Source organism: Christensenella sp. KGMB01412 (genome assembly GCF_055522415.1).
The window spans coordinates 70,243-89,247 of sequence record NZ_JBVFVW010000009.1; the positions used below are offsets into that span (position 1 = coordinate 70,243).

At 49.4% G+C, this 19,005-nt stretch carries 14 protein-coding genes; 11 read left to right on the forward strand and 3 right to left on the reverse strand.

All coding sequences use genetic code 11. From position 1 onward, the window contains the following. The first annotated feature begins 104 nt into the window (after window positions 1-104). From ACS5WU_RS12190 to ppdK, 6 genes are all read left to right on the forward strand, one after another. Window positions 105-2,390: an HD family phosphohydrolase gene (locus tag ACS5WU_RS12190; protein WP_465089178.1), complete on the forward strand. Its 2,286-nt coding sequence runs from the start codon at window positions 105-107 to the stop codon at window positions 2,388-2,390. Next, window positions 2,371-2,865 carry an rRNA maturation RNase YbeY gene (gene ybeY, locus ACS5WU_RS12195; protein WP_059108461.1) on the forward strand — a complete coding sequence of 165 codons (495 nt, stop codon included), beginning with the start codon at window positions 2,371-2,373 and terminating at the stop codon, window positions 2,863-2,865. The genes ACS5WU_RS12190 and ybeY overlap by 20 nt, the downstream gene beginning before the upstream one ends. After that, a complete protein-coding gene (locus ACS5WU_RS12200) occupies window positions 2,858-3,607 on the forward strand; it encodes a diacylglycerol kinase (protein WP_059108462.1) in 750 nt (249 codons plus the stop codon). The genes ybeY and ACS5WU_RS12200 overlap by 8 nt, the downstream gene beginning before the upstream one ends. A 52-nt stretch (window positions 3,608-3,659) precedes the next feature. Next, window positions 3,660-4,547, forward strand: a complete 888-nt coding sequence (gene era, locus ACS5WU_RS12205) for a GTPase Era (RefSeq protein WP_059108463.1) — start codon at window positions 3,660-3,662, stop codon at window positions 4,545-4,547. 3 nt (window positions 4,548-4,550) lie between these two features. After that, entirely contained in the window at window positions 4,551-5,297 is a 747-nt protein-coding gene (recO, locus tag ACS5WU_RS12210; RefSeq protein ID WP_059108464.1) for a DNA repair protein RecO, read from the forward strand. Between the two features lie 115 nt (window positions 5,298-5,412). Then, window positions 5,413-8,040, forward strand: coding sequence for a pyruvate, phosphate dikinase (ppdK, locus tag ACS5WU_RS12215; protein WP_059108465.1), 2,628 nt, complete (start codon window positions 5,413-5,415; stop codon window positions 8,038-8,040). A 108-nt stretch (window positions 8,041-8,148) separates the two neighbouring features. Here ppdK and ACS5WU_RS12220 read toward each other — a convergent pair whose 3' ends face one another. Further along, window positions 8,149-9,495: an MATE family efflux transporter gene (locus tag ACS5WU_RS12220; protein WP_302760599.1), complete on the reverse strand. Its 1,347-nt coding sequence runs from the start codon at window positions 9,493-9,495 to the stop codon at window positions 8,149-8,151. 122 nt (window positions 9,496-9,617) lie between these two features. Next, the gene (locus ACS5WU_RS12225) at window positions 9,618-10,070 is read right to left on the reverse strand and encodes a MarR family winged helix-turn-helix transcriptional regulator (RefSeq protein WP_059108467.1); all 453 of its coding nucleotides are present in this window, start codon (window positions 10,068-10,070) and stop codon (window positions 9,618-9,620) included. Window positions 10,071-10,494: 424 nt separating this feature from the next. On the opposite strand from ACS5WU_RS12225, the gene ACS5WU_RS12230 reads away from it, so the two are divergent. Next, the gene (locus ACS5WU_RS12230; protein ID WP_465089179.1) at window positions 10,495-13,185 is read left to right on the forward strand and encodes a hypothetical protein; all 2,691 of its coding nucleotides are present in this window, start codon (window positions 10,495-10,497) and stop codon (window positions 13,183-13,185) included. 82 nt (window positions 13,186-13,267) lie between these two features. On the opposite strand, the gene ACS5WU_RS12235 is transcribed toward ACS5WU_RS12230, so the two are convergent. Further along, on the reverse strand, window positions 13,268-13,987 hold the full coding sequence (locus ACS5WU_RS12235) for a FadR/GntR family transcriptional regulator (protein WP_052740601.1): 720 nt from the start codon (window positions 13,985-13,987) through the stop codon (window positions 13,268-13,270). A gap of 269 nt (window positions 13,988-14,256) precedes the next feature. On the opposite strand from ACS5WU_RS12235, the gene ACS5WU_RS12240 reads away from it, so the two are divergent. The 4 genes from ACS5WU_RS12240 (at window position 14,257) to sucD (ending at window position 19,000) form a co-directional block, all read left to right on the forward strand. After that, window positions 14,257-15,429: an NAD(P)-dependent malic enzyme gene (locus tag ACS5WU_RS12240; protein ID WP_059108469.1), complete on the forward strand. Its 1,173-nt coding sequence runs from the start codon at window positions 14,257-14,259 to the stop codon at window positions 15,427-15,429. 33 nt (window positions 15,430-15,462) lie between these two features. Further along, window positions 15,463-16,827, forward strand: a complete 1,365-nt coding sequence (locus tag ACS5WU_RS12245; protein WP_082103566.1) for an aldehyde dehydrogenase family protein — start codon at window positions 15,463-15,465, stop codon at window positions 16,825-16,827. Window positions 16,828-16,973: 146 nt separating this feature from the next. Beyond that, entirely contained in the window at window positions 16,974-18,128 is a 1,155-nt protein-coding gene (sucC, locus tag ACS5WU_RS12250) for an ADP-forming succinate--CoA ligase subunit beta (protein ID WP_082674731.1), read from the forward strand. Between the two features lie 2 nt (window positions 18,129-18,130). Beyond that, on the forward strand, window positions 18,131-19,000 hold the full coding sequence (sucD, locus tag ACS5WU_RS12255; RefSeq protein WP_046444544.1) for a succinate--CoA ligase subunit alpha: 870 nt from the start codon (window positions 18,131-18,133) through the stop codon (window positions 18,998-19,000). The last annotated feature ends 5 nt before the right edge of the window (window positions 19,001-19,005 follow it).

The window sequence follows — 19,005 nt, forward strand, 5'->3', positions numbered from 1 at the left end:
CAGCTTCCTGCGGGCGTTTTTGCGCGAATGGAGGCCACACCGCCGCGTAAGGGCAAAAAACACATAGCCGCGGGAGGCATTTTAGTGTATAATGCAAGTAATGTTTGATCAATGTTGAGGTAACCTATATGAGGGCGTTCAAGGATGTTTTCCGTAAAAAAGCGGCACTGAATCTGCTGATGGCAATCGGATCGCTTGCAATTTGCATACTGATTGCGCTTTTTTCCGTTATGCCGGAAACCTTTGATATCAGCGTAGGGGAGATATCGAACCAGACGATTACAGCGCCTACTGACGTTGTGGATAAAGCGGCGACGCAGCGCATTATCGATGAGGAACAGGCGAAGATCGGGCCGGTTTACAAGCAGGATGCGAATATTACGCAGCAGATCATCAAGAAAATCAACGAGGATTTTGCGGGGTTTGAAAAAGCGCGCGCCGCTGCGGAAGAAATGTATAATGCAGACCAGCAGGCAAAGCAAAAAGAGGTTGCAGACCAGATCGCTTCGGTAGAGCAGGGAAATACGAACCTTCTTGAACCGGTGCCCGTGCCAACGCAATACGCGCTGCAGCCTTTCAATCCGGCCTCAACCGCGTGGGATAAGTTTCTTACGGATGAGAATGTTAAGACATTGCAGGATATGCTGCCCGATTATATTACGCCGGCACAGACGTACGATGTGATCAGCCTTACCTCAAACCAGCTGACAGAGCTGCGGGATTCAATTTTAAAGCAGGTTCAGAATGTGCTTTATGAGGGCGTTTCAAACGACGATATCGATGAGGTCAAAAGCAGCGTTGCAAAGGCCGTTTCAGACCAGACAGATATGACCAAAGCGGTAGAAGAGCTAACGGCGGCGGTTATTTCGAACGACCTTTATCCAAACAAGGTGTTTGATGAAGAGGCGACGCAGGCCGAGCGCGACAGGGTTGCGGCGATGGTAACGCCCATTGAATATAAAAAGGGGCAGAACATCGTCGTTAAGGGCGAAATCGTAAAAGAAGACAACTATGAAGTATTGAAAAGCCTGGGGCTTTTGGCGTCGGAGTCAACCTCCGTAAAGCCTTATGTCGCGGTGGTGACATATATTATACTGATATTTGTGTTGTATGCGATATTCCTTGCGGTATTCAACCGTAAGCTTTTGATGAATGTCAAAAAGATAGCCATTCTGGCGATTCTTACGGCGGTGGCTTACGGCGCAACATCGCTTGCACAGCTTCTGGCGCTTCATTTTATGCCGGCCTTTTTATTCGTCATTCTGGGAGCGATTTTGCTGTCGCCCAAGAATGCAATCGTATACAGCGTATTTTTGTCGTTGCTTCTGATGAGCGTGACCACGGGTGGGCAGGATTTGTTTGGCCCGGTTTCCCTGATGCTGCTTTTGATTATGCTTACGGGGAGCTTTTTTGCGGTTTATAGCCTGAAGGACATGCGTTACCGTTCGCGGCTTGTACTGGCGGGGCTTACGGCGGCGATCCCCGGCGTGGTGATTTCGCTTATCGTATGGCTATTGCAGGTGCCGCTTATGCAGGACCAGCCTGCGGGCCTCGAGCAGACGCTGTACAGTATGCTGATGATTACGGCAAGCGGCGTGATGTGTGGCATTGTGAGCATTGGCGTATTGCCGATTATGGAAAATGCCTTTAAGCTTACCACTCCGACAAAGCTACTGGAGCTTTCCGATCCGACGCATCCGCTGACAAAGCGTTTGATGCTTGAGGCGCCCGGAACCTACCATCACTGTATCCTGGTGGCAAACCTTGCGGAGGCGGGTTGCAACGTTGTGGGAGGATTTTCGCTTTTGGCGCGGGTGGGCGCTTATTTCCATGACGTAGGCAAGGTGGAAAACCCGTTATATTTCAAGGAAAACCAGCGGAATAATATCAATCCGCACGATTCGCTCACGCCAAAGCAGAGTGCGGCGATCATCCGCCGGCACGTTCCTGCGGGCGTGGAAATGATGCACAAGCAGGGTATGCCGAAAGAAATCATCGATATCGTACGCAACCATCATGGGAGTGGTACGGTTGGATATTTCTATTATGAGGCGCAGAAGGAAGATCCGAATGTGGACGTTGCGGATTTCACATACGAGGGAAATCCGCCGGAAACAAAGGAACAGGCGATTGTAATGCTTGCGGATATTGTGGAAGCGGCGGTGCGAAGTCTTGACAATCCCTCGCGCGAGGAAATTTCTGAAATGGTGCACAAGCTGATTAAAGCCCGCTACGACGAAGGGCAGCTTGATAACGCACCTCTTAACAGGCGTGATCTTAAGTTGATCGCGGAAGCGTTTATCAATATTTTTGACGGGGTATACCACCAGAGGATCAAGTACCCGGATATCAAAATACACGGAGCAGACGATGGAGATAACGTTCTTTGACGAACAGGATAAAATAGAATTGACACAGCAGATGAAGGAAGCGGTCAAGGCGGCGCTGGGCGCTGCGGAGCATGACGCGGGAGTCGCTGCATGCGTCAATCTCCTTTTTACGGACGATGAGGGGATATGTGCGCTCAACAGGGAATTCAGGGGGATAGACAGCGCGACGGATGTGCTGTCTTTTCCGGCTTATGAGCTTGGGGAATTGCTTGAGGACAGCCTGGATGAGATAGACGCGGAGTATATCGACGGCAGGCTTTTCCTTGGCGATATCGCGGTATCGCTCGAGCGCGCTGTGCTGCAGGCGGAAGAGTACGGGCACGGGCTGGTGCGCGAGACTGCGTTTCTTGCGCTGCATGGAACGCTTCATTTATTGGGGTACGATCATATGACAGAGCAGGACGAGCGGCAAATGACAGGAAAACAAAGGGAGCTTCTTGATTCTGTAAATATTGGCAGGGATATGGATGGCTGATCAGGAAAAGAATAAAAAGTTCAGGCCGAAAAAATCGTTGATGAGCAGTTTTAACCATGCGATTAACGGTTTTTTGCAGTCCTTTAAAATGGAACGCAATATGAAGATTCATGTCGCGTTGGCTGTAGTTGTAACGGTTACGGCGGTTATTTCTCAGGTAACCCGTTTTGAGATGATCGCACTTGCGATGTCGATTGCGTTCGTTTTTTTTGCGGAGCTTTTCAATACCGCGATCGAGGCGACGGTAGACCTCGCGACGCGCGGGGAATATAACGAGCTGGCCCGCCTTGCAAAGGACGTTGCGGCGGGAGCTGTACTGGTGGCTGCGGCAAGCGCGCTCGCCGTAGGGTATATGGTGTTTTTCCGAAAACTCTATACGCTTTCCTACGCGTCGGTCAGTTTTATCAATAATCTTCCGGCGTACATCACCTTTGCAGCGCTGATGCTTGTTTTCATTGCGGTTATCTTCATGAAATCAAGGTTTATGAAAAAAGGCGGTAACTATGTGCAGGGCGGTATGCCAAGCGGGCATACGGCGTTTGCATTTGCGCTTTTTACTGCAATCGCTTTTGTTTCCGGAGATCCGGTGACCTCGACCTTTGCTGCGGTACTTGCGCTGATCGTAGCGGAGAGCCGCATGGAAACAAAGGTACATACCTTTGCAGAGGTATTGGTTGGCGCACTGCTTGGCGTGGTTATTACAGTACTCATGTTTGAAATCAGTGAAATGTTTGTTTTCTGAGCAGCGGGGTATTGGAAAAGAAATAGATCAACGCAATGGAGGGAAACAGACAATGGAATTTAAATCAGGTTTTATTGCCCTGATGGGCAGCCCCAACGTGGGCAAATCAACGCTTTTAAATACGCTGGTAGGTACGAAGGTGGCCATCGTATCCAAAAAACCGCAGACGACCAGAAACCGTATCACAGGAGTGCTGACACGCAGCGACTACCAGATGATTTTTATGGATACGCCGGGCCTGCAAACGCCCAAAAACAAGCTTGGGGAATTTATGCTGAAAACGGCGGAACAGACGGCGCGAGATGTGGATGCGGTGCTCTTTATTGCGGATGCGCGGGTGGGCGTGCGTGAAAGGGACCAGGAGGTATTGGAGCGCCTTTCAAAGCGTGACATTCCGCTTGTGATCGCACTCAATAAGATCGACGCGACGGATGCGGAGCGCATTGCGGAGGTGGAAGAAACGCTCCGGCAGTATGGCAGCGAGATATTCAGGATTTCGGCCAAGGAGGCTCTTGGCGTGAAGGAGTTGGTCGAGCACCTGAAAAAATACCTTGTGGAAGGCCCGATGTATTATCCGGCGGACATGATTTCAGACCAGCCCGAGCAAGTGATTGCAGCGGAGCTGATCCGCGAAAAGGCGCTTAAGAGCCTTGGCAAGGAAATACCGCACGGCATTGGCGTTGAGGTAGAGAAGCTCGAACGCGAGGAAGACAGGGATCTCACGAATATTGACGCGGTGATTTACTGTGAGAAGGAATCGCACAAGGGAATTATTATTGGCGCGGGCGGACGGATGCTCAAAAAGATTGCTTCCGCGGCGCGCGAGGATATGCAGATGCTGTTTGGCGGCAAGGTTTTTTTACAGGTATGGGTAAAGGTGAAGCCGGACTGGCGCAATAAAACGTCCATTTTGCATACGCTGGGCTACAGGGAAAATTAGAGAGTGGAAAAGCATTATTGCATTGTACTGCGTACAACAGATTACAAAGATTACGACAAAATACTGGCATTGTTTTCACGTTCGCACGGAAGGATCGACGCGCAGGCGCGCGGCGCGCGCAGGCTGAAAAGCGAGTTTGGGCCAATCGCGCAACCCCTTGCGTGCGGAGAATTCGAATTTTATAAAAAAAATGATAAATTGTTCCTGACAGGCGCGCTCATCCGTCAGGAATTTTATCATATCCAGAACGATTACGACAAATATATGTCTGCCTGCGTTATGCTGGAGCTTACCGACAAGCTGCTGCAAAATGCGGACGAATATGAAGACCTTTTTTTGACGCTGATTTATGCGTTGTTTGCAATGGAGCAGGGAAAACTTTCATATTTACAGGCGCTCGCCTATTTTTTAGCGCGCGTGGTGGAGATGATGGGGATTTTCCCCGCAATCGGCAGCTGCGCGGTGTGCGGTTCGCCTGTGCAGGGGCCGGTGGCGGCGTTTTCCTTTGAGGAGGGAGGGGAGATATGCCCGCAATGCAGCCCGCATGTGAAGGCGGTAAAGGTGCCGCGCAGCGTGCTTCTGGGGCTTATTATCCTTGCGAATACAAAACCGAAAGAGGCAAACGGGATTACTCTTGAGGAAAGGGATGCGCGCGGCGTGGTTAAGCTTTTGGAACGCTATCTTGACGCCATGATGGAGATTAAGCTGAAAACAATGAAATGTTTTCACACAAATGCGGAGCGAAAATGAAATCTTTGGTTGTCTTCCTGCATTCATTCATGTATAATATACGTGGTATTCTGCAAAGAAATCACTAGCATTGTAAATCATTTTAAATAATATAAATTCAGGAGGAGTTTTTAGAATGTCAAAAAAGTATGTATACCTTTTTAAAGAGGGCGATGCTTCCATGAGAAACCTTTTGGGCGGCAAAGGCGCGAACTTGGCTGAAATGACCAATCTCGGGCTGCCGGTTCCACAAGGTTTTACTGTTTCTACGGAAGCTTGCACGAAGTACTACGAAGACGGCAAGAAAATTGCCGATGAAGTCATCGAGCAAATTTACGACGCAATGGCAAAAACCGAGGAGATCGCAGGAAAGAAATTTGGCGATCAGGAGAACCCGTTCCTCGTATCCGTCCGCAGTGGCGCAAGGGCATCCATGCCTGGCATGATGGACACGATTTTGAACCTCGGCCTTAACGATGTTGCTGTAGAAGCTATGGCGAAAAAGTCCGGCAATCCGCGCTGGGCGTACGACAGCTACAGAAGATTTATCCAGATGTTCTCGGATGTCGTTATGTGTATCGATAAGGAAAAGTTCGAGCACGAGCTGCAGGCTATGAAGGACGCCAAGGGCGTTAAAATGGATACAGAGCTGAATGCAGACGATCTGAAAGCGCTTGTTGGAAAGTACAAAGAGATTTACAAAAAAGAGATGGGCAAGGAATTCCCGCAGGATGCAAAAGAGCAGCTTCTGGAATCCGTTACGGCAGTGTTCCGCTCGTGGGATAACCCAAGGGCGATCGTTTACCGCCGCATGAACGATATCCCGGCAAGCTGGGGTACGGCTGTTAACGTACAGGCAATGGTATTCGGAAACATGGGCGACGACTGCGGTACAGGCGTTGCATTTACAAGAAACCCCTCCACAGGTGAAAAGAAGCTGTATGGCGAATACCTGATGAACGCACAGGGCGAAGACGTTGTTGCGGGTATCAGAACGCCGCAGCCGATCTCGCATCTGAAAGACCAGATGCCAGAGGTGTACACACAGTTTGCTAATATCGCGCAGTCCCTCGAGGACCATTATAAAGATATGCAGGACATGGAGTTTACCATCGAAGGCGGAAAGCTCTATATGCTGCAGACGAGAAACGGTAAGAGAACGGCTCCGGCGGCTCTCAAAATCGCTGTTGACCTCGTAAACGAAGGAAAACTCAAGAAAGAAGAGGCTATCCTGAAGGTTGAGCCCAAACAGCTTGATTCGCTGCTTCATCCGCAGTTCAACGCTGCCGCGCTGAAATCTGCAAAGCCGATCGCAAAAGGCCTTCCGGCATCCCCGGGCGCTGCGTGCGGTAAACTTTACTTCACAGCGGAAGCTGCTACCGAAGCTGCTGCAAACGGCAACAAGGTTGTTCTTGCGCGTCAGGAGACTTCGCCGGAAGATATCGAAGGTATGTATGCGTCCGAGGGCATCCTTACGGCTCGTGGCGGCATGACTTCTCACGCGGCTGTAGTTGCGCGTGGCATGGGAACCTGCTGTGTTGCGGGCGTTGGCGAACTGAGAATCGACGAAAAAGCAAAAACGATGACGACAGAAGACGGCACCGTTTATAAAGAAGGAGACTGGGTTTCCCTTGACGGTTCCACCGGTAACGTGTACGGTGAAGCGATTGAGACGGAGGAAGCGCAGGTTTCAGGCGACTTTGCCACCGTTATGGGTTGGGCTGACGAGCTGAGAAGATTGAAAGTCCGCACGAATGCCGATACGCCCCACGATGCAGAGCAGGCAATGGCGTTTGGCGCGGAAGGTATCGGCCTGTGCCGTACGGAGCACATGTTCTTTGCGGAAGACAGGATCGCGGCTATGCGCGAGATGATCGTTTCCAAGACGGTTGAGCAGAGGGAAAAAGCGCTTGCCAAGCTTCTGCCGATGCAGAAGGAAGACTTCAAGGGCATTTACAAGGCAATGAAGGGCAACCCGGTTACGATCCGCTTCCTGGATCCGCCGCTGCACGAGTTCCTGCCTACGGCTCCGGCTGACATCGAAGCGCTTGCAAAAGAGATGAACATGAGCGTTGATGCACTTCAGGGTGTGATCGACAGCCTGCATGAGTTCAACCCGATGCTGGGGCACCGCGGTGTTCGCCTTGCGGTTACGTTCCCGGAAATCGCTGTGATGCAGACAAGGGCCGTTATGGAAGCTGCAATCGAAGTGATTGAAGAAACCGGCTACGACATTGTTCCTGAAATCATGATCCCGCTCGTTGGAGATCAGAAGGAACTGAAATATGTAAAAGATTTTGTTGTTGAAACAGCAGAAAAGGTTATGGAAGAAAAGGGCAAGAAAATCGATTACAAGGTTGGTACGATGATCGAAGTTCCCAGAGCTGCTGTTGTTGCCGACGAGATTGCAAAAGAGGCGGAGTTCTTCTCCTTTGGTACGAACGACCTTACGCAGATGACGTTTGGTTTCAGCCGCGACGACGCGGGCAAGTTCCTCGACGACTATTACACGAAGAAAATCTACGAATCCGATCCGTTTGCTAAACTCGATCAGGATGGCGTAGGCAAACTCGTGAAGATGGCTGTAGAGCTTGGCCGCCAGACAAGACCGGATATCAAGCTTGGTATCTGCGGCGAGCACGGCGGAGATCCGTCCACGGTTGAGTTCTGCGACAGCATTGGCCTCAACTATGTGTCCTGCTCACCGTTCCGTGTACCGATCGCGAGACTGGCTGCAGCGCATGCGGTTGTTAAATCAAAATAAATTTTCAATACGATTGAAAATAAAACAGGCACATTCGGAAAACCGGGTGTGCCTGTTTTTGTTTTATGAATTTATCCTGAATACGATGGAACTACCGCGGGTATTATCTCACAACGCGGGCAACAAAGCTTTTTCTTTTTTCCACATGAGGAGGGTAACGATTGTAGCGCATATATCTGTAGCGAGCTGGGCAAGGATAAGGCCCGTTATCCCCATAAGAGGCGTAAGAAGGAGCAGGAAGGGAATAAAGAACAAACCTTGTCTGCAAATACTCAGCAAGCCGCCCTGTTTTGCCTTGCCGATGGACAGGAAATAATTTCCGATCACAATCTGTATACCAAGCGTCATATAGGAAATGGCGTCAACGGTCAGAGCAAGCCGTCCGATCTGCAAAACCTGTGCGGATTCCTGATTGAATAAATGAATCAACTGAGATGAGAAAAGAATACACACAATACCAAAAACGATATTTGAAACTGTGCTCCAGCGCAACGCTGTATTGGTGGCGTCCCTGACGCGCACAAGGTTGCCTGAGCCGTAATTGTAGCCTGCAAGGGGGGAATAGCCTTTTAGAAAGCCATAGAGGGCGTTGGATTCCAGAGACATCAGTCGGTTTACGATTCCCATAGCAGCGATTGCAGATTCGCCGAATGGGCTGGCAGCAATATTGGTTAGCATAATTGCGCCGCCGGTGAGGAACTGGAAGATGCACACAGGGAGACCAATCTTGAAGATTTCTCCAAATAAAGGGCGGGAGGGCTTGAAATAACGAAGGGACAGCTTCAGATAGCTTTTTCCTTTTGTAAGATATACAAGGTAAAAGACGGCGGAGATGGTTTGCGAAATCAGCGTTGCAACGGCAGCGCCCTGAACCCCCATGCCGCATCCGAAGATCAAAATGGGATCCAGAACGAGGTTTGCACCGCCGCCAATCAGCATCGCCGCCATGCTGAAGGAGGAAGCGCCCTCAGCTACAAGCATATTATTGACCATGATGTTAAACACATTAAACACCAATCCAAGAATATAAAATTTTCCATAATCCAGCGCATATGGAATGCTGGCGTCCGTTGCGCCGAACAGTCTCATCATCGGTTCTAAAAAGAGAAGCATTCCACTGATGACCACAAGGATCGTAAGAATACCTGAAAAAATTGCAGTGCTGCTGCATGCCGATGCCTTGTCATACTCCTTGCGCCCCAATAATCGCGAAATATAAGAGCCTGCGCCGCTTCCAAACAGAAGACCGATTCCGAGTCCGATCATTGTGACAGGATAGACGATGGATACTGCGGCTGTTTGTGAGGTGCCCAGTTTGCCGACAAAAAAGGTGTCCACAATATTATAAAGCGCTGAAACCAGCATCCCGATCATTGTGGGAATACCAAGCCGCAACAGGGCGGTTTTTACATTTTCCGTTTCTAAAAGGTATCTTCTTTTCTGCTTTTCATTCATTGGATTTCCTTCTTTCTGTTTTGCTGTTATATAATATAGTAACAAAACTATATAGTAACTATACTAAATGGATAAAAGAAACACCGCCAATAACGACGGCTTATTTACAAGGCGGTTTTTCGCTACTCGTTTAATCTTTTGTCAATACTCCGCTCAAATACAGATAAAAGCTCAGTCAGCTGGTCGTAAAGCGGCTGGGGAATATCTCTTAGCATGATAAGGATTTCATCGTTTGTCTGGCGGTGGTATTCCCTGTGCATTTCATAATTGATCTGTCCCTGCTCTGTAAGATTTAATACGACTTCACTGTCAGAATCCGGAGACACTCTTTTTTCTACAGCTCCTTTATCCACAAGCTTGTAGATCATTTGGGATGCTGCCCCCTTGGTAATGCCAAGAACCGCTGCCAGCGTTGTGATATTGATGTTGGGATGATCGCCAACCGCTGCTATCGTGTGGATTTCCGCACGTGATAAGGGGACAGAAGTACCATAAGTACGCTTTTTGCTTTCCCACTGGTTGTATTTGTGGATCACGCGTTCCATAAGTGAAGACAGCTTGACATAATCATTCATTGCAATTACTCCGAATCAGTTTAATACAACTACTGTATAGCAGCTATACATAATATAATCCTTATGGACATTTTTGTCAAATATATTTTGCCGTTCAGTACTGTTTTTTTATAATCACACATTTGTCACACTCTGCCCGTGGTATGTGCCTATAGGAATTGGGCTCTTTTCCAATATCTGATATAAATAAATTAGAGACAAAAACAGAGCGGAAAACAGTGCAGAATCCCGATTTGAAACACATGATTTGTCAATTTGCATTCCTGATAAAAATCAAGTCGCCGCCAAAAGATCGGCCATTCCCCGGAATGTGCTGCTGGTCGGTTCTTGTGGTCTGTAATTACGCTTCCAGAAAGGATAAATATCTATGAAAATAATGTCACAAAAGTTTAGTAAGTTTTTTGCAATATGTATTGCGTTGCTCATGGTTGTTGCAGTTCTCGTGCCAACGACTTCCGTCATGGCATCTGACGATACAAATAATGTAATGGAAGAATCTGTGGAGTCGGAGATTCAAAGTGACGCATCAGAGAAGGAAACGGAACAGCAGGAGGAACAGGAAAAAGGCAACGATAACGATACGCAGGAAGATCCCGATGAGAAATCCGGCGATAATTCTGTCGTGATAAAGGACTCCGCTGATAGCGGCATGGCGGAACAAAATAAAACTCCGCAGGAAAATGCAATCGTGCAAGAAGCCGAGCAGGAAATGAGCTTGTTCAGCGATGTTGGAATATTAAATGCAAATGCGATTTTAGACGCGGCAGAGTTGCAGCAGGAAATCGACAACGGCAGTGTTGATCTTGTATTGGCGGACGATACCGCTGATTTTGTGATCGATATTCCAATTACGGTACCGGCAGGAAAGCAGGTTTCGATCGACATCAATGGACGCACGGTCAAACAGCAAAAGGGAATCAGCATAGCCGGAGGGCTGACGCTCAAGAATTCGAAATCCACAGGAATGATCATTCGTGATACAGGATATACGGCGAGTATGCTGGCGGTTACCGGCTCGCTCAGGACAAGTGACATCGTAATAGACGGCGGAGCTGTGTGGACCGGAAGTGAGAACACTTATTTGAAGCGGGGGACCACGAACAGCGGTATCGCTGCATCCGCCAGTATTGTTGCAGTCAGCAATGCTGCGGCAACATTCAATATGAACGCCAATACAACCTTACAGAATAATATTGCGGGCGCCGGCGGCGGAATCTCTGTAAGCGCAGGCACTGTTGTGATGGAAGGCGGAAAGATCACGCAGTGTGCTGATAATGGTAACAACAATGGCGGCGCGGTTTATATGACAGGGGGAAGCTTCACCATGAATGGCGGCGAAATGACTTCCAACAGTGCGCTGCGCGGCGGGGCGGTTTCTGCAGGGGGAAGTTTTACCATGAACGGTGGTACGATCAAAAATAACGCAACCTTCTCGAGCATTAAAAATGCGACAAATGCAGGAGGAGTTCTGGTTGCTTCGGGGGGCAGCCTGACCATGAACAGCGGTACGATCGGCGATAATTACGCGAAGGATGCCGGCGGCGGCGTGAGCATATCAGACGGGCGTTTTACGATGAACGGAGGCACGATCTCCGGTAATAAGGGAACAAACGGCGGCGGAGTCAGTACGGCGAAATCGCCGGGCAATGCGGCGTTATTCCTGATGAAGGGCGGAACGATAGAGGACAACTCAGCCAGTTATGGCGGCGGGGTTCAAAATAACTCCATTTATTCAGCGGGATATACCCATGATGGAACGACCTATTATGCGGGGACGATTATCGCAGGCGGTACGATCAAAAACAATACCGCAGCATACCAGGGCGGCGGAGTACATGCGGACACAGTTTATGCGGCTTCGCAGGTTGCTTTGGTCGGCGGAACAATTTCCGGGAATAAGACAACCTCTACCTTTACCGGAGGGGGTGGCGGACTGTATCTGGAAAGGGGAACAAGCGGCGCAAACGTCGTAAACGGCGGGACATTCCGCGAAAACACCTCTGCAAATGCCGGAGGGGCGATCTATGTTGAATATAGTGAAAACCTGCTGGAAGACCTGACAATGTCAGGTAATACGGCGAAAAACGGCGGCGGGGTTTATGTGGTCGGAAATGCGTCAAAGCCCGCGGTGGTTACATTGAAGGGCTGCGAAGTCACAGGTAATACGGCGACCAATTCCGGCGGCGGTATCTACCTTAATAAAAGCGGAAGCACAGGGAAAGCTGAATTTATCATGTCTACCGGCAGTAAAATATATGATAATGAAGCCACTGCATCAGGAAATGATTACACTGCGGTGGCGGGCTGCACAACTACTCTGCTCCCGGCGGCCGACATGAATCTTCCGGGGCGTGACAACTGGTTTGAGGACAAGGCCGGGGCACGGTATATCACTTCTGAAAGTCCGGTAGTCTATCCGGTTGTAGGCGGCGATACAAGCGCGCTTGATTTAACGCTTGGGATCGTTCATGTGGTTACCTATAAGGATGGCCTGGAGGGCGTCGCGTTTGCGGACGATGTCCATGAGAATTTGCCGCATAACAGCGTTACGCCAGACTATACCGACGGAACTCCCACGCATGAAGGACATACCTTTACCGGCTGGGATTTGGCGATTGCCCCCACGGTAACGGAAGATGCGACCTATACGGCGCAATGGGAGAAAAACAAACATACTGTAACATATAACGACGGCGTGGATGGCGAAGAAGTATTTCCGGACGACGTACACGCGGATATCCCGTATGGGGAAGCGACGCCAGCGTTTGTCAGCGGAACACCCGTGCGCGAGGGTTATGCGTTTACAGGCTGGACGCCGGATGTCGCTGATACGGTAACAAAAGACGTTACATATAAAGCAGGATGGAAATCGGATCCAACCCCTACGCCTACGCCAACTCCAACACCGGATCCAACTCCGACGCCGGAACCGGCTCCGACGCCCCCGGCAGACAACGGAAACGGTACGGGCGGCAGTGGACAAACTGTTAACTCAAGCGTAAAAACAGGGGATCATGTCAATATGGCAATGTATGTTGCGATTGCCGTTGTGTGCGGAGCCGTACTTACGGGAGTCAGGGTTTACATGATGAAAAAACGCGATAAGAAGGGTTAATGCAAAATAGTATTTGGCTAAAAACGACATTGAAAAACGGTATCCATATTTATGGATACCGTTTTTTTGAATCAGACTGTCCTCAATTTTCTTTTGCTGTTTTTTTCATGGTTGCGTTATCAAGGTTCTTCTGCGCTTTCCGCAAATGCTGGCGCATGAGCTTGGAAGCGTTAACGGAGGAACCCTCGATGATTGCGTGTGCGATGCGCGTATGGTCCTCGAGCGTTTTTGCGGGCTGGTCCGGAAGGTCCATCGTTGCCTCGCGGCTCTTGGTCAGGAGCTCGGAGCAAAGCTCGCAGATCAGGGAAAGGGCGCTGTTCTGTGCAATCTCTGCGATGAGATTGTGAAACTCGTCATCCCCGTTGATACCGCTCTTTCCTTTTTTGATCTCCTTGCGCATGTTTTCAATCGATTTCAGAAGGCGGTCCGCGTACTCGGGCGTGATATTTTTCGCTGCAAGGGAAGCGGCTTCGGTTTCCAGAAGTTCGCGTACATGGATCAACTCGCGAATCAGCTTTTCATCCTGTGAAAGCATCACTGAAAAAGGCGAAATCACATTATCGAGCGTAACGGAACGGATGTAGGTACCTCCGCCAACCTTTGAATCAAGATACCCCAGGCTTTCCATAGACCGCAGGGCTTCCCTGATCGCCGTGCGGCTTACGTGCAGCTCCTCGGCGAGCTGGCGCTCGGAGGGCAAACGGTCGCCCGGCTTTAAGGAACCGTTTTTGATCAGTTCCAGAAGTTGGTCGATGATATCCTCGTATAGTCTCGTCTTTTTCAATGGTTCCAGTATGGGCATAAGTCTCACTCTTCCTTTTATTATTCAATGCAAACCCCCTGCGCAAAAAGGCCGAAGGGGTACTTTTTTATTCTGTTAACAAAATACATATTGTCTATTGGTATGATCATAACACATTTTGCAGCTAAAATGCAAATTATATATTGACATTACGATCGTGGTATATTAGTATAATGGTAAGACCAATAATGGTTAGACCAATTTAAGGCAATTCAACGAATATCTCAAAGGGAAAATGGAAAACAAAATAATAGGAGGGGCCGTTTTAAATGGATTATGCAAAAGTAAGCTTAGAAAAGCATTATGAATGGAAGGGAAAGATTGAAGTGATCGCCACAGTGCCGGTGGTTGACAAGGAAGACCTCTCGCTTGCTTATACGCCGGGCGTGGCCGCGCCCTGCATGGAAATCAGCAAGGACGTAAACAAAAGCTACGACCTCACGCGCAGGTGGAATATGGTTGCCGTCGTAACGGACGGAACTGCAGTACTGGGCCTTGGGGACATCGGACCGGAAGCGGGAATGCCCGTTATGGAAGGAAAATGCGTATTGTTTAAATCCTTCGGCGATGTGGATGCTTTTCCGCTGTGCGTTCAATCCAAGGATGTAGATACGATTGTAGAAACGGTTTATCAGATCAGCGGAAGCTTTGGCGGAATCAATCTGGAAGACATTGCAGCTCCGCGCTGCTTTGAAATAGAGAAAAAATTAAAAGAACGCTGCAATATTCCGATTTTCCACGACGACCAGCACGGTACGGCGGTGGTTACGGCGGCGGCGATGATTAATGCCCTTAAGCTTACCGGCAAAAAGCTGGAAGAGCAGGTGTGCGTAGTTGCGGGCGCAGGCGCGGCTGGCGTTGCGTGCACGAAGCTATTGATGAGTATGGGCCTCAAAAATGTGATATTGTGTGACCGCAAGGGCGCTATTTATGAAGGCAGGGACGGTCTTAACGAATCAAAAGAAGAAATGGCAAAAATCTCCAACCGCGAGATGATCAAAGGCGGCCTCGAGGATGTAATAAAAGGAGCGGATATCTTTGTTGGCGTTTCCGGCCCCGGCATCCTGACAAAGGAAATGGTGGAAACGATGAACGAAAAGCCGATCATCTTTGCAATGTCCAATCCCACGCCGGAAATTATGCCTGACGACGCGAAAGACGCGGGCGCTGCGGTTGTTGGAACGGGCAGGAGCGATTTTGCGAACCAGATCAACAACGTACTTGCATTCCCCGGTATCTTCAGGGGAGCGCTCGACGCGCGGGCAAGCGATATCAACGACGAAATGAAGATCGCGGCAGCTTACGCGATTGCAGACCTCATCGGCAATGAAGAGCTTTCGGCAGAGTACGTAATTCCCGCACCGTTTGATAAGCGCGTGGGAGACGCAGTTGCAAAAGCAGTTTATGATGCAGCCGTAAAAAGCGGCGTTGCAAGAATATAATAGGACTAAGGGTAATCCAAAGGAGAAAAAATGATGGAAGACGCAATGTTAATTGACCAGTTGGTGGAACGCGCTAAAAAAGCGCAGGCAGAACTTGCAACCTATTCGCAGGAAAAAATTGACTCGATCGTAAAAATGTTTGGTAAAGTTATTTTTGATAATGCAGTAGAGCTTTCCAAAATAGCGATTGAAGAAACGAGAATGGGCGTTTACGAAGATAAAGTGGCTAAGTGCCAGGGGAAATCCAGAATCATCTGGAACAACCTCAAAGGCAAAAAATCGGTTGGAATCCTTGAAGAGGACGAAGAGGCGGGCCTTGTAATCATGGCAAAGCCAATGGGCGTTGTCGGCGCCGTTACGCCGTGCACGAACCCGATCGTTACGCCGATGTGTAATGCAATGTTTGCAATCAAAGGCGCAAATGCGATTATCATCGCGCCGCATCCGCGCGGCAAAAAGGGCGCAAAGAGGATTGCGGAGCTGTATTATGAACAGCTCGACAAAATGGGCGTTCCGCGCGACATATTCCTCGTTATTGAAGAACCCTCCATCGAGCTTACAAACGAGTTGATGAAGAAAGTAAACGTTGTTATCGCAACGGGCGGCGCGGGTATGGTAAAGGCTGCTTATTCCAGCGGAAAGCCGAGCTTTGGCGTTGGCCCCGGAAACGTACAGGGAATCATCGACAGGGATGTGGACATCAAGCAGGCGGCTTCCAATATGATCGCATCCAGGATTTTTGACAACGGCGTTATTTGCTCCGGCACACAGACGATTATCGCGCCAAGAGAAAAATTTGACGAAGTAATCAATGAATTCAAGAGCCAGGGCTGCTATTATGTATATGATCCGGAACGCGTTGACGTATTCAGGAAGGCAATCTTCCCGAATGGCGTAATCAACAAAGATGCCGTAGGCCAGTCCGTTCAGAAAATTGCGGAGCTCGCAGGAATTGACGTTCCGGAAGGAACAAAGGTTATCATCTTAAAGCCTGACGCATATGGCAAAGACGACCTGCTGAGCAAGGAAAAAATGTGTCCTGTTATGACGGCATATGAATATGACGAATGGGAAGACGCGGTAGAGATCGCTTACCAGAACCTGATGTACGAGGGCGCCGGCCACTCTGTTGATATCCAGTCCAACGACGACGAGCATATCAATTACGCAGGACTTAAGCTGCCGCTTTCGCGCCTGGTGGTCAACCAGATTTGCGCAACGATGGCAGGCGGTGCATTCGCAAACTCGCTGTCGCCTACGACAACGCTTGGTTGCGGAAGCTGGGGCAACAACTCCATCAGTGAAAACCTTTCCTATTTCCACCTGTTCAACAAATCGCGTATTGCTCGCGTAAAACCGGGCTGGAAACAGCCGTCTGATGCTGAAATCTGGGAATAATGCAATAAATATGACTTTGCCGGGCGGGATTTCCGCCCGGCAGATGATAAAAAGGATGCCGAATGAGCATCCGAAGCAGCAAAGCACAAAGTGTATAACGGGCATACAGCCCGTATCAAAAAGGGAGGGACGGTTCATCCGCTGTTATGAAATTACTCGAATATCAAGCAAAAGCAATTATGGAAAAATTTGATATCCCCACAATGAAAGGCGTTGTGATCGATAATCTGGAGGGGATTCCTGAAAAAATAGAGACGGCAAACCTCAGCTATCCTGTGGTAATTAAGGCACAGGTACAAATCGGCGGGCGCGGAAAAGCGGGCGGCGTGAAGTTCGCAGACGATGCACAGCAGGCGGCAGAGCTTTGCGAAAAGATGCTGTACATGGATATTCGCGGATTAAAAGCGAATGAGCTGATGATTGTGGAAAAGGCAAGCCCGGTCAAGGAATGGTATGTGTCCATTATGCTGGACAGGCTTTCCAAATCACCGCTTCTGATTTTTTCGCCAATGGGCGGCATGGATATCGAGGAAACCGCGCGTACCAATCCGGATAAAATCGCGAAGGTTCCGATGGATCCGTTCCGCGGCGTGCAAAACTATACGATCGATTACGCAATGGATAAAACCGGCGCGGACAAACAATATAAAGACCAGTTAAAAAAGATTGTTGAAAAGCTATTGGAGGCGTTTTACGCTTACAACACAATGTTGATCGAAATCAATCCGCTTGTGGTGGATGCAAGCGACCAGCTGATTGCCCTTGATGGTAAAGTTGAGATTGACGACAGCGCGCTTTACAAGCTGCCGGACGTTGTGGAATACCGCGACAAGATGCAGGACGACCAGCGCGTGATCGACGCAAGGGGCTATGGGCTTCATTTTGTTCCGGTGGAGGAAGAAGGAACGATTGGCGTTATGTCGAACGGCTCCGGAATGCTGATGAGCTGTATCGACCTGATTTCAAAAAAGGGAATGACAGTGGGCGCAGCGCTTGACCTTGGCGGCGGCGCAACTGCTGAAAAGATTAAAAAAGCCGTACAGATTATGATGTCCGGCGATAAAATCGATAAAGTATTTATCTGCATCTTCGGCGGCATCACCAGATGCGACGAGGTTGCAAAGGGCGCGATTATGGCGCTTGAGGAAGAAAAGGGAAATAAAAAGGTTGTCCTGCGTATGGAAGGCACCAACAGAGAGCAGGCGGCTGAAATCATTGCAAGCTCCGATTTGCCGATCGAAAAAGCTGACACCCTTCTGCACGCGGTCGACGTGCTGTGGAATATGGAAAAGGAGGCGTAACAATGAGTATTCTGATTGATAAAGATACAAAGCTGCTGGTGCAGGGAATGACAGGAAGGGAAGGCTCTTTCCATACACAGACGATGATCGACTACGGTACGAATGTCGTGGCGGGTGTTACGCCCGGCAAGGGCGGCACAGAGCTGATGGGCGTTCCGGTGTTTAATACCGTAAAAGAAGCCGTGGAAAAAACAGGAGCAAACGCATCGGTTGTATTTGTACCCGCGAAGTTTACGCCTGCGAGCGTATGCGAAGCGGTGGATGCGGGAGTTCCGGTTGTGATGACGATTTCCGAGCACACGCCTGTGCATGAGATGATGAAATGCTACTATATTGCCCGTGAAAAGGGTACGAGGCTCTTTGGACCAAATTCATTTGGAGTCATTTCACCGGGTAAATGCAAAGCCGGATTTATGCCGCACAAGTACTTCATTGAAGGAAACGTGGGCGTGATGAGCAGAAGCGCGACAAACTGTTATGAAACAGTTATGATGATGTCGCAGGAAGGAATCGGCCAGTCAACCTGCGTGGGGATTGGCGGAGATATGATTCCGGGTTCTACGTTTATCGATTTGCTGCCGGATTTTGAGGAAGACGAAGAAACGGAAGCGATTGTGATGATTGGAGAAATCGGCGGCAGCGAGGAAGAACTGGCTGCGGAATATATCAAGAAATATGTGACGAAACCTGTGATTGCACTGATTGCAGGGAAGAACGCGCCGAAAGGCAAAAACATGGGCCATGCGGGAGCGATTGTTTCTGCTGACGGAACGGGAAGCGCACAGAGCAAGGAAAGCGCACTTCTGGACGCCGGCGCTTACATTGCCGAGAGTACGAGCCACATTGTTGAACTGCTCAAGAAGATTCTGTAACAGGA